Source organism: Lacipirellula sp. (genome assembly GCF_965279485.1).
Taxonomy (GTDB): domain Bacteria; phylum Planctomycetota; class Planctomycetia; order Pirellulales; family Lacipirellulaceae; genus Lacipirellula.
The window spans coordinates 447916-459737 of sequence record NZ_CBDIIC010000001.1 but is presented as its reverse complement, the minus strand read 5'-3'; the positions used below and the strand labels follow the sequence as shown (position 1 = coordinate 459737).

At 60.1% G+C, this 11822-nt stretch carries 8 protein-coding genes; 3 read left to right on the top strand and 5 right to left on the bottom strand.

The genetic code is table 11. The features are described from left to right. Positions 1–8: 8 nt before the first annotated feature. The 5 genes from ACQY7R_RS02010 to ACQY7R_RS01990 form a co-directional block, all read right to left on the bottom strand. Positions 9–1829: a hypothetical protein gene (locus ACQY7R_RS02010; protein WP_428303931.1), complete on the bottom strand. Its 1821-nt coding sequence runs from the start codon at positions 1827–1829 to the stop codon at positions 9–11. A gap of 110 nt (positions 1830–1939) precedes the next feature. Continuing rightward, the gene (gene rbsK / locus ACQY7R_RS02005) at positions 1940–2944 is read right to left on the bottom strand and encodes a ribokinase (protein WP_428303930.1); all 1005 of its coding nucleotides are present in this window, start codon (positions 2942–2944) and stop codon (positions 1940–1942) included. Between the two features lie 81 nt (positions 2945–3025). Then, positions 3026–4039, bottom strand: coding sequence for a hypothetical protein (locus ACQY7R_RS02000; RefSeq protein WP_428303929.1), 1014 nt, complete (start codon positions 4037–4039; stop codon positions 3026–3028). A gap of 38 nt (positions 4040–4077) precedes the next feature. Then, the gene (locus ACQY7R_RS01995) at positions 4078–5649 is read right to left on the bottom strand and encodes an ADP-ribosylglycohydrolase family protein (RefSeq protein WP_428303928.1); all 1572 of its coding nucleotides are present in this window, start codon (positions 5647–5649) and stop codon (positions 4078–4080) included. 121 nt (positions 5650–5770) lie between these two features. Beyond that, on the bottom strand, positions 5771–6805 hold the full coding sequence (locus ACQY7R_RS01990) for a LacI family DNA-binding transcriptional regulator (protein ID WP_428303927.1): 1035 nt from the start codon (positions 6803–6805) through the stop codon (positions 5771–5773). Positions 6806–7175: 370 nt separating this feature from the next. Between ACQY7R_RS01990 and ACQY7R_RS01985 the strand changes: the two genes are divergently transcribed. The 3 genes from ACQY7R_RS01985 (at position 7176) to ACQY7R_RS01975 (ending at position 11776) form a co-directional block, all read left to right on the top strand. Next, positions 7176–9059, top strand: coding sequence for an autotransporter-associated beta strand repeat-containing protein (locus ACQY7R_RS01985; protein WP_428303926.1), 1884 nt, complete (start codon positions 7176–7178; stop codon positions 9057–9059). 159 nt (positions 9060–9218) lie between these two features. After that, the gene (locus ACQY7R_RS01980) at positions 9219–10259 is read left to right on the top strand and encodes a DUF1559 domain-containing protein (RefSeq protein ID WP_428303925.1); all 1041 of its coding nucleotides are present in this window, start codon (positions 9219–9221) and stop codon (positions 10257–10259) included. A 44-nt stretch (positions 10260–10303) separates the two neighbouring features. Then, positions 10304–11776 carry an arylsulfatase gene (locus ACQY7R_RS01975; protein ID WP_428303924.1) on the top strand — a complete coding sequence of 491 codons (1473 nt, stop codon included), beginning with the start codon at positions 10304–10306 and terminating at the stop codon, positions 11774–11776. Positions 11777–11822: the final 46 nt, after the last annotated feature.

The window sequence follows — 11822 nt, the reverse complement described above, 5'->3', positions numbered from 1 at the left end:
AAGCACACCTAATGCGCTATTGCGCCGGCGTTGTGATTGGTAACGACGCGCGCTGCAGCAACGGCTCGGCCAATTTCATTTAAGTCGAGTTCAACGGTGATATCTTCAACGTCGCTGACTTTGAGAATGCGATCAACCTTTTGCCCTGCTTCGATAGTGATCTCAGGAGCCGAGCAAGTACATCCTTCGACCTTCAGCACCCCCTTGGCTGTTTCGTCGCCGAAATTGTATGCGGTTAGGCGCAGCTCCCGCTCCGCATCAAGCTGAAACGCCGCTTGTTTGACGTCGCCGGCGCCCGAAATCTGCAGCACAACAGGGCAGGGGCTCCCTTCGCTCCAAGCGGGCTTCGCGGGCGGAGGCATGATGGTGACGCCGGGAAATCCTCGGGGAGAAGTCACCAAAAATAGCGGCGCTCGCGTGAGCTGCAGCGCGGCGACGTCGGCGACTTCGCGTCCCAGATAGTCGTACGCTTTGTCGATCGAACCGAGCTTGAGCGCCGCGGGCTTTGTCTCGCTCCATGCAACGAGCGTGCAGCGTTCCTCGCCGTCGACGACAGTGCGGAAGAGATATGCTTTTAGTAAGTCGTCGCCTAAGTCGATCCGCCCCAGAGGCTTGGCGCCGTTGAGCAGCCGCCCCGCTGCGGCAAAGGCGACGTAAGCGGGCCGGGGCGTCAGGTCGTGGTGGACGAGTCCGTATTGTAGATTTCGCTCGACATAGTCGCCCAGAATAAAATAAAAGGCCTTTTCACTTCCCTCATGCAGCGCTTGCGAGAAGACTTTCGCCACGCGGAAGCCTTGTACTCGTAACTCTTCTTGCGAAGGCTCTTTCGTGGCTTCGTTGGACCAGTTCACCGGAAGATTAAACTCGGTCGTCCACAACGGTCGGCGACCGCTGACGTCGCGGTGCCGACCGTAAGCGCGCGAGTATTGCGGCAGCGCGATGTAGTGATGCAAGTCGTAGCGATCGAAGTACCGAAAAACTTCGTTGGCGCCGAATTCTTCGAGAGTTTCTGCGCGGTCGATTGCGAAGACCGTTCCGCAAACCGGTTGCTGTGGATTGCCCGCTTTCAGTCCCAAGTACGCGGCCTTCTGAAATGCGGCGATCTCGCAGCCGGTGTGACCGCCGAACAGCTCGATGTCGGGTTCATTCCAAGGCTCGATGGCGTCGGCCAATCCTTTCCAACGCGCGGCCAAACCGCGATAGAACTCGTAAACAAGTTGTAGGTCCTCAGGAAACCGCGATTGCGTGTCCGTCGCCCAAGTGGGCGAGGCGTGGTTGACCTGCAACACCTTGAGTCCCGCTTCGTGCTCGATGCGCATGGCCCGTTCGTAGCGTCCCTCGTCCGCCCACACTCCTCGCGCGGGTTGCAACTCAGGCCAACTCAACCGGTCGCGGACCCATTCGACGCCAGCGAGGCGGCAAAGGGTGCACGCATCGCGAATTTGCTGCGGCTCGGGGTAAAACCACGCGATCGCGGTGTCGAGCGCGATCGGCGTGTCGGCGACCGGTTCCACGGGGGCCAACACCGCGGCGGTGACGATTCCAGGCCCCGCCGATTCCAGGACTTCGAAGTAGCCGACGGGCAGCTTCCCTAGGTCGACCGGATCTTTCGACAAGCTACCGCGGCCGATCTCCTTGCCATCGACGTCGATAGCGCGCCAACTGGTCCAGGTCGCTGGAATCGGGACGCGTACCGTCTCTCCCACGACATGGACATTGCCGGGATGGTTCGCGACCAGGGCGGAATGCTCTTCAGCTTGCGTATGGCGGAGCGATGTCAGCCAAGCCGCGGTTAAGCACAAGCAGAGCAGAACTGCTGAAGTTCTCATGAAAGATCCTCTCTGTACTCCGTAGCGGCATAGCGAAAGCGTTTGGCTTGCCGCGCAGCATGTCCTCACGCGATTCCAGCCTTGCTCCGGTGATTCTCGCTCGACGGACGCTAGGGGGAGGCGACCGCTCGACGGCGCGAGCCGCCAGGGGCGCGAGACTTCTTGTTAGAGGGTTTCACAGCCGCGTCGGTTCTTTGCCGCTTGCCTTTGACAACCTTCTCGATTTCGCGACGCGTGGGAGCGGACGGCTGAGCGCCGAAGCGAGTCACGGAAATCGCGCCGGCCGCGTTGGCGAACCGCACTGCTTCGAGAATGGATACTCGCTCTGCCAAAGCGACGGCAAGGGCCCCATTGAAGGTGTCTCCGGCGGCGGTCGTGTCGACGGGCTTTGCAGTGAACCCCGGCACGCGTTCGCTTAGCGTCGGGGAGGCGACGAAGGCGCCTCGCGAGCCAAGTGTGATGATCACCGTTTCAACTCCGCGAGCGCGAAGGATGTCGGCGGCGCGAACGCACGACATATCGTCGCTGATCCGTACGCCTGTCAGCAACTCCGTCTCAGATTCATTGGGAGTCAGGATAGTAACATGTTTGAGCAGTTTTTCTGACAAGGGCTGCGCAGGCGCGGGATTGAGGATCACTGTCGCGCCGCCGGCAGCGGCGAGTCTGGCTGCCGTTTCGATGGTTTCTAAAGGAGATTCCAACTGCATCACGACGACATCGGCGTCAGCGATGGCTGATTTTGCCTTACGAACGTCGGCCGGCGATAGCTTTGCATTCGCGCCACTGCCAACGGCGATGCTGTTCTCGCCGTCTTCGCCGACGAAGATTAGCGCCACTCCAGACGGGGCCTTGTCGGCCTGCACGAACTGCACGTCGATGCCGTTCTCGACCAGCCCAGCGACGGCTTGCTCGCCGAACATATCCTGCCCAACTCGCGCGACAAACGCCACGGAACCGCCGGCCCGCGCCGCGGCGACGGCTTGATTGGCGCCTTTGCCGCCAGCGGCAGTTAAAAACTCTCCGCCGAGCCGCGTCTCTCCTGGCTTCGGAATGCGGTCGAGTTTGATGATCATGTCGGTGTTGGAACTGCCGACCACGACGATATTGGCTTTCATCATTGAATCACCAGCGGGTGGACTAAATGCTCATATGTTGAAGCAATCCGTTGGCTTCAGGCAGGCGGCTCGCTCGTCACGCTATTTGATATTCGCGTAGATGATGAACGCCAGACCGACGACGAACAGCAAAAACATTAGCGCGAGCAGGCGGTCGGCGCGAGGTTGCGCGTCCTTGAATTCCTTCCAGATGAAGACGCCCCAGAAAGCAGCGACCATCGTCGCCCCTTGTCCCAGTCCATAAGAGATGGCGTACCCTGCCGCGTCGCCAGCAAGAATCGCAAACGACATGCCGACGCACCAAATCATGCCGCCCAACACGCCGACGAGGTGGAGCCGCAGATTTCCTTTTCGAAAATAATCTCCGAAGGGCACAGGTTCGCCCACGAATGGTTTCATCATAACGGCCGTGTTGATCACGAAGCTCGACAGGAACAAGCCGAGGGCGAAGAAGAAGAGCGCCGTGTAGGGCGTGAGCTTCCCGGCGTTCTCCGGAGCGTTGATCTGGTCGAGAGGAGGCATCGCGGCCGCGACGAACTGAAAGAACTGTCCCATCAGAATGCCGCACAGCACTGAGAGAACAATTCCCTTCACGGTCGTCTTCTGCCCGCTTGATGGGATGCGCCGGTATGCTAAGGCGTCAACGATAATGGCGACCGCGACGCAGGCGACGCCGGCGAACAGCAGGAATGGATCTCCCGAAGGATCGACGCGGTAGGTGGTGATGACGCCGATCACCAGGGCGAGGCCGATGCCGACTGGAAAGGCGACGGCCATGCCGGCGATGTCAATGGCGGCGACCAGCAGAATATTCGCCACGTTGAAAATCACGCCGCCGATTAAGGCGTAGCCAATGTACTTGCCTTGGGCCTGACGCAAGTCATCGAGAAAGCCTCGGCCACTATCGCCCATGCTGCCAAGCGTGAACGCAAAGATCAACGTGAGCAGCAGCGCGCCGAGGCAATAGTCCCAGTAGAACAGTTGGAACCGCCACTCTTTCGTCGCCAACTTCTGAGTGTTCGCCCACGATCCCCAGCAGATCATCGTGACGATGCACATCAGCACGGCGAGTGGATAAGATTCAACAATAACCATGGATTCAATCCGCCTGAAAAGCGATGGAAAAGACGCGGCTACTTTGCGGGCGCCTCATCCGCGTGAGTTGTTTGATAAGTGATGGCCGAGAGCAGCAGCATGCGCCTGCCCTTGCTGTTGGGATCGGCGTCCTTTCGCACCACCACACGCACCGTATGCTCCCCGGGCGCGAGCCCGTAGACTCGCCACAAGTCGTCGTCGATGGTGTTCGGCACGATGTAGTTGTCTGCCACGAGATCGCTCTTCACCCCGTCAATGTAGACGTCTGCACGGCCGCCTGCTTCGGAAAGATTTCCCATCAGCGCCAAACCCGTTCCGTTGAATCTCAACGTCGCCTCGCTGCCGGGGACGTTCGTCACCTTAGCGGGGGCGTTCTGACGGTCCTTCACGTCGCGCCACTTTCCAGTCCACTTCCAGGCGGGGTCGTTCGCTTTCCAGACCTTCGTGGGAATGCCGAAGTTCCATAGTTCAAGCTGCGGCGGTTCGGCCGATTGCGGCGGGATTGTCACTTCGGTATCAGTCACCGTTCCGCCCGCGCGGCGGATGACTTCCAGCGCGCGGGTCTCGGTCGACTTCACGATGTCGTTGAACGAGTAGTCGGTGTGGCTGAACTTGGTGTCCGCCAGCTTCGTCATTTCTTCCTGATCACTGCTGGGGAGCTTGTCGAACCCAAGCATTGCCCCCAAGACGCCGAGGGCGCTAGCAGGGTTGCAATCGGAATCTTGCCCGCAGCGGGTCGAAACCTCCATCGTCTGTTGCCAGTCGCCGTGCCCGTAGAGCAGCCCCATGGCGACATAAGCACCGTTAAGCTTGGCGTCGATGTTAAACGGCCGATGAACGCCGTTGGGGCAAACGTCGTGCTTGTCCCATTTGTCTTCGAGTTTCTGCCAAACCTTGCGCCAGTCGTCTGGTTCCTCCGCCGACCACGCGAGGGTGTCGGCAATGATCTGCCCGTAAGGACTGTCCGCGGGAATACAAGCCAGACCCGCTTCGACGACTTTGCGCGGGTCGGTTTCGAAATAGGCGGCTGAATACATCCCAGCGATGAACATCCCGCCGTACAGGCCGTCGCCGTAGTTCATCACGCGACCCACTCGATCGCAGAAAGCGTTCGAAGCTTGCGGCAGGCCGGGGCACATGATGCCGATAAAATCTGCTTCGATTTGAAAGTCGATGTCGTCGGCGTGCAGATTGTAGGTCGGGTGGCCCGACATCGGCGCCGTGATGCCGCGATTGAGGTTGCGCCGCGCCGCGGCATTGGCGTGCCACAGCTTGTACTTGGTTTCTTTGAACGCGTCGCCGTAGTCGGCGGTCGTTGCGTCAAGTCCTTTGGAGTCCATCACGCGCGCGAACGTCATCTCGACGTACAAATCGTCTTGATCGATGGCGTTCGAAAGCGGATCGCCTTTGATCTCGCCCTCAATTGTCTTACCGACGGTTTTGAATTCCGTCGGCGCGCCGTACGACACCCCGATCATCTGGGCTGCCCAGGCGCCGCGGATTTTGTCGCGTAAGACGCTGCGCGAAAGCTGCCGAGCAGGTTCCGCGTGAAGCTGTGCGCCAACCGCTAGCGTGGCCAAAAACAGCGAGAGAGTTCGTAAGTTGAGCATGGCATGAGTGCGATTCGTCTGCCGAACTCGGCAGGCGAGCTTCGCTTCAATTGATAAGAGGGATGAGTGAACAGCGAGTGAAAAGGAGACGCTCGGTCTTCGAATCAGCGAAGAACCAAGCCTATCCGACGTTTTTAGGTGCAGCCACGGAACTCCGCGACACGAACTCCACCGGCAGGCGATGGAGTAAGTCGCGAGGTTTCTTTCCAGTGCGAATTTGGTCAATCAACAGTTCCGCCGCTCGGTGGCCGATCGCGTCGACGTCTTGCCGAACGACGCTCAGCGGGGAGGCGAGGAATTCAGCGAACGGGGCATCGTCGAACATCACCAGCGATACGTCGCTGGGAATGCTGACTTTCCTTTCGGCGAAGGCTCGCAACGCGCCCAAGGCGTTTTGGTTGCTAAATGCAAACACGGCCGACAGGTCGGGATGCGCGTCAAGCAGTTCGCAAGCCGAACGATAGCCAGACTCTTCGCTGAAGTCGTCGCCCCGAACGAGGGTGGGATCGACTTCAATGTTGTTCGTTTGGAGCGAATTCTTGAATCCCAACAGACGCTCGTCGTTGGAAGACGTCCCCGGCCGGCCTTGCAAACAGCCAATGCGCCGATGTCCTTTGTCGATCATCGCGCTCGTCGCCATGAACGCGCCGCGCTCGTTGTCCGACGTGACCGTGGGGAGGCGCACCTCGGAAAACCAACGGTCGACGACCACGACGTTCGTTCCTGCCCGCTTTAGCGTTTGCAAATGCGAACTTGAGCCGCCAATCGAGCAGATGATGAGGCCTTCAACCTGCCGCGACTGGAGATGGGTTAGAAGTTCCTTCTCGTGGTCGATCGAATCGTGGCTGTCCGCTAGCAACGTCGACAAGCCATGCTGCTCCGCGAAGACGGTCGCTTTGCGCGCGATTGCCGCGAAGAAGGGGTTCGAGGCGTCGGGGACCAGCAAACCAATCAGGCCAGATCGGCGATTGCGGAGAGACCGCGCGACATGGCTAGGTTGAAATCCTAACCCTTTGGCCGCCAACAAGATCGCCTCTTCCGTCTTCGCGCTGATCCGGCACTCGCGTGCCTTTCCGGCCAATGCTCGAGAGGCCGTCGACGTCGAGACGCCCGCCGCGGCGGCGACGTGCTCCAGCGTTACGGGTTCTTGAGTCATTCCGCCTCCGGCGATCCGGTCGTCAAAATTATTTCGGAAAAACCTTGCACAATCGTTTGTGCAAGGTCATATTGCACCCAAGCGAAGAAAATGTCAACTGGTTTCGGCAAATGGAGCGCTGACCGGTTGGAACAAAACTCATCTTCTTCTGACTAATCCATCGGCGTCGTTCGCGCCACGGAATCAGTCGAGAGCGGTTAGGTCGGATTGGCCGTTCGACTGGAAACTTTTCACTTTTCGGGGACTGATCAACGTCGCGGTAAACGCCGCTTTTCATGCGCAGGCGTGAACAAGATCGGTGGGCGTCTCGCCATTTCCGCGATGGACTGATTGATTGCCACAGGCGGAATCAACTAGGAGGGCTCTAGGCATGGCTCGAAGCAGTTGGGCGTCCATCCAGGTAGCGAGTAATACGCTCGCTTTGATTTTAGTGCCGTTCACCGGACTCGTCTCTGAAGGCCAGGCGAGTACCTACAACACCGACGTCGACGCCTCGGGGTCTTGGCACGCGGCAGGGAGCTGGGATAGCGGGATCCCAAACGCAACCGACGCCGTGGCGATTCTGAATCAGCCCATTTCGACGGGCGTTGCAGCCGGTTCGACGTACACCCTCTCGCTTGGAGGCAACGACACCGTCGTCGGGACGCTCACTTCCAATAATCACCCGAGCGATCCGACGAAGTACTTCCGCACTCAAATTACGCAAGGCACGCTCGTTTTTAGAACCAGTTCCGGTTCCGCGACGTTGAACGAGAATCTCGGCGCGGCTGATCAACTGGAAAGCCGTCTGCGCATCAACGTCCCCGTTCGCGTCGAGTCCGATCTCATCATCAACGCAAACAACTCGCTAAGCAGGAACACGAATACTGAGTTCGCGCAGCGCATCGACGGCGCCGCTGGCCGGACCATCACAAAAGAAGGCCTGGGCAATTTGCAACTCGGCTTTGCCGGGACGCTGGGAGCGACGGAGGGCTTTTCGGGGAATCTCGTCATTAACGCCGGCGGCGTGCGGCTAATCATTCCTAACGGTTCCGCGCCAGGCACGCTGAACCCCACGCTAAGCAAAGCGGCAGGGGTCACCGTCAACAACGGCGGCCAGCTACAATTCGGCAACGCGCTCTCGAGCGTCACCCTCGGCCCGGGCGCTGAGTTGAAACTCAACGGCCCCGGCAAGCCAGCCTTCCCAGGATTGGTCACTCAGAACGGCGCCTTGCGATTCGATGGCGCCGGCGAGATAGTTTGCAGTTTCAATAGCCCCGTCAACTTGCAATCGGCGTCGCAGATTAACGTCGCCTCGGCCGACTCCACGGGAGTGCTGTCGGCTGAGGTGCGAGGCGTCGGCCAACTCCAGAAAACTGGCAACGGCTTGCTGAAGTTGGCGTCTGCGAACATCTATGCAGGCGGGACGACCATTTCCAACGGCGCCCTGGCAGTCAACAATGCCTCCGGCTCGGGCGTGGGGACGGGCGACGTCGCCGTCAACGCCGCAATCCTCGGCGGCACTGGCACGTTAGGCGCGGTGGGCGACACTGCGAACGTCACTCTCACTGGCGGCACGCTCGCGCCTGGCGAACTCGCATCGACGTTGGGCGCCAATTTGCCGACTCCGCAGTTGCCGAACCTCTACACGTCGCCCGGCAGACTTACCATCTTGGGCGATCTCTCCTTCGATGCGGCGTCGACGATGCAAATCGACCTGACTAGCGCCGTCGCGGCAACCGGCTACGACCAAGTCGTTTCCAGCGGCGCCATCTCGCTAAGCGGCGCCACGCTTAATCTATCGCTCGGCGCCTTTGTGCCGGCTGGGACGGAAACGTTCACGCTGATCAACAACACGGGGACGGGCGCGATCAACGGTGCGTTTGGCAATTACGCTCAAGGCGCCGCCGTCGATCTGGCCGGTAAGACTTTCTACATCAACTACATGGGCGGTACTGGCAACGACGTGGTGCTGAGCGCCACCCAACCTAGCACAGAAGACGCAGACTTCGACGGCGACGGCGACGTCGATGGCGCGGACTTCCTCACTTGGCAGCGCAATTTCGGCACTGCCGGCGACAAAGCGCACGGCAATGCGAACGGCGACAGCGTTATCGACGGCTTGGATCTAACGGTCTGGCGCAACCAATTTGGCGGAGGGAGCCCCGCGATTGCGGCGGCGGCCGTTCCCGAACCCGCGTCGTCGGCGCTGTTGCTACTCGCCGCGGGCGCCTTGGCTGGCGTACGTCGATCAGCAACCGTTAGCCGGAAGTAGGAAAGTCCTTGGACCGCGGGCCGTTTCGGAGGAGAGGCCGAGCCTGGCCGGTCCAACATGTTCGATGCCCCTAATGAAGCGGTGTCCGCAATGAATGCTCAAAGTATGATTAAGTCCCTTGTCGATACGCGACTGAGATGCGCTCGCAATTCTCGCGAGATGCGTCGATCGGGGTTCACGCTAGTAGAACTGCTCGTGGTCATTGCCATCATTGGCGTGCTAGTGGCGCTGTTGTTGCCGGCCGTGCAAGCGGCGCGAGAAGCGGCGCGTCGCTCTCAATGCATCAACAACCTGAAGCAGTGCGCTCTGGCTGCACTCAACTACGAAGCCGCAAAGAAGGAGTTTCCCATTGGACGGCGGAGCGGGCAGAACGCCGATACGTCGACGATCACTCAGTGGGGGCACTTAGCCCATATTCTGCCTTACGTCGAAGCGAACACAACGCACCGGCAGATCGATTTCAAGGGCGCGCCTAAAGACAGTCCGATTAAATTCGTGTCGTTTCCATTCTTCCTTTGTCCGTCGGACCCCGAAGACCGCGTAAACAACGAAACCTGCACCGCTGGCACAGACTGGCTCAATGTGGGGCGAACTGGCGTCCGCGGCAACGGCGGCAGCGATACGGGAGTGACGCCGATTCCCGGAATGGTGCCAGCGCCCGGCCGTCCTCCTTTGGAGCGCAACAACGGCATGTTCGTGACGAATGCGGCCATCAGGATCAAAGAGGTGACCGACGGCATGTCGCACACCGCACTCTACAGCGAACGCGTGCGAGGCGACGGCGATACGTCAGTCGTCGAGGACTCAAGCGACTGGCTGAGAATGAGCGGCGCCGCCGAAGATACCGCCGACCAGTCGTATACTTCGTGCACGTCGATTGCTAGTCCTAGCGTATTGACCGGTGCAAATCAGTTTTGCTGCGGCGGGCGCAACTGGTTGCACGGCGACTACTCCACCTCCCGTTACAACCATTTGATGCCGCCAAATTCTCGCAGTTGCACGCACGGCAGCGGTGGTTTGACTGCTGTGCCGGTCAACGAGCAAGGTACGGCAACGACGGCTTCGAGCAATCACAACGGCGGCGTGAACTTGAGTATGGCCGACGGTAGTACGCGCTTTGTCGCTGACGGCGTGGATCCAATTGTTTGGCGAGCCGCAGGCTCACGGGATGGCGAAGAGACGGTAGGCGACCCCTTATGATGCTTTCACATTTTCGATCGATCATTGGCCGACGATCTCGGCCCGTGACTGCGGCATGGCATTTGTCCCTGCTGCTGACGTCGTTGTCGGCGTTTGCCGCGAGTTTTCCCGAGGCAGCACTCGCGGCAACGCTGGCCAGCGGCGAAAAGCCGAACATTGTCCTGATTTTGGTCGACGATCTCGGTTACGGCGCCTTGGGATGCTACGGCCAGAAGCTGGTGGCCACGCCGAATATCGACCGCATGGCGGCCGAGGGCTTGCGCTTCACCGATGCGTATTCAGGCGGACCTGTGTGCGCCTCGTCGCGTTGCGTGCTGATGACCGGGGTGCATGGCGGCCACGCTCGCGTCCGCGGTAACGGCGATGCGGCGATGCCGGGGCTGTCCCTGCTGGCGAGCGATGTGAGCCTGCCGCGCGTGATGAAGGATGCGGGATACGCCACGGGCCTCATTGGCAAGTGGGGATTGGGCGACGTCGGCAAAGCGCAGGCCGGTTTGCCGACTCGACAAGGGTTCGACTACTTCTTCGGCTATCTGCGCCACGGCCACGCGCATAACTATTATCCGGCGTTCTTGTGGCGAAATGAGTCGAAGGTGATGCTTCGTAACGGGCCGACGAGAAGCTTGGCCGCCGATCGCGGAACGTCGTCGAAGAAGATCGAGTACAGTCACGATCTGTTCGCGGAAGAAGCCTTCAAGTTCGTGCGCGAACATGCTGAACAGCCATTCTTCTTGAACCTGGCGTTCACGATTCCGCACTGCAACAACGAAGCCGGCGCGAACGGGATGGAGACGCCGGGCTATGGCTCGTACGCCGACCGCGATTGGCCCGAGCCGCTGAAAGGTTACGCGGCGATGATGGAGCGAATGGACGGCGACGTCGGTCGCCTGCTCGCGCTGATCAAGCAACTAGGCATTGATGAGAAAACCTTAGTGATCTTCGCTTCGGACAACGGGGCGCCCAGGGATGAAGGCGGATTCGACGCGAAGTTCTTCAACGCCAACGGGCCTCTCCGCGGCTACAAAGGCCATGTGACCGAGGCGGGCATCCGCATTCCCCTCATCGCCCGTTGGCCGGGGCACGTTCCCGCCGGCAAGACCACCGCGACGCCTGTCTACTTCGCCGACGTGATGCCAACCTTCGCGTCGCTCGCCGGCGGCAACGCTCCGCAGCAGACCGACGGTAAGGACTTCTCGCCGACGCTTGCCGGTAAAAATCAGCCGGAGATGGCGGACCGATTCTTCTACTGGGAATTCGACAAGCTCGATCTCCAGCAGCAAGGCTCTCGTTGGAACAATTGGAAGGCGATTCGTGACCCGAAATCAGGCTCCATTGAACTCTTTGACCTCGCCGCCGACATTGGCGAAACAAAGAATCTGGCGGCCGAGCGGCCGGACATCGTCGCCAAGTTCGTAGAGTTCTTCCGCACGGCGCGGACCGATTCGCCCTACTGGCCGGCGACCGCTAAGAGCACAGGCCCGACGAAGCGGAAAGCAACTGCAAACCCGGCAAGCTAAATCGCCGCGAATACTCGTCCGCCCTGCCTGGCCCCTGGTCACACGC

What these genes read in the sequence shown, in the direction of transcription:
- ACQY7R_RS01995 (WP_428303928.1), bottom strand. Translation starts at nt 5,649, where the DNA reads ATGCTCAACTTACGAACTCTCTCGCTGTTTTTGGCCACGCTAGCGGTT.
- ACQY7R_RS02010 (WP_428303931.1), bottom strand. Translation starts at nt 1,829, where the DNA reads ATGAGAACTTCAGCAGTTCTGCTCTGCTTGTGCTTAACCGCGGCTTGG.
- ACQY7R_RS01990 (WP_428303927.1), bottom strand. Translation starts at nt 6,805, where the DNA reads ATGACTCAAGAACCCGTAACGCTGGAGCACGTCGCCGCCGCGGCGGGC.
- rbsK (WP_428303930.1), bottom strand. Translation starts at nt 2,944, where the DNA reads ATGAAAGCCAATATCGTCGTGGTCGGCAGTTCCAACACCGACATGATC.
- ACQY7R_RS01980 (WP_428303925.1), top strand. Translation starts at nt 9,219, where the DNA reads ATGCGTCGATCGGGGTTCACGCTAGTAGAACTGCTCGTGGTCATTGCC.
- ACQY7R_RS01985 (WP_428303926.1), top strand. Translation starts at nt 7,176, where the DNA reads ATGGCTCGAAGCAGTTGGGCGTCCATCCAGGTAGCGAGTAATACGCTC.
- ACQY7R_RS02000 (WP_428303929.1), bottom strand. Translation starts at nt 4,039, where the DNA reads ATGGTTATTGTTGAATCTTATCCACTCGCCGTGCTGATGTGCATCGTC.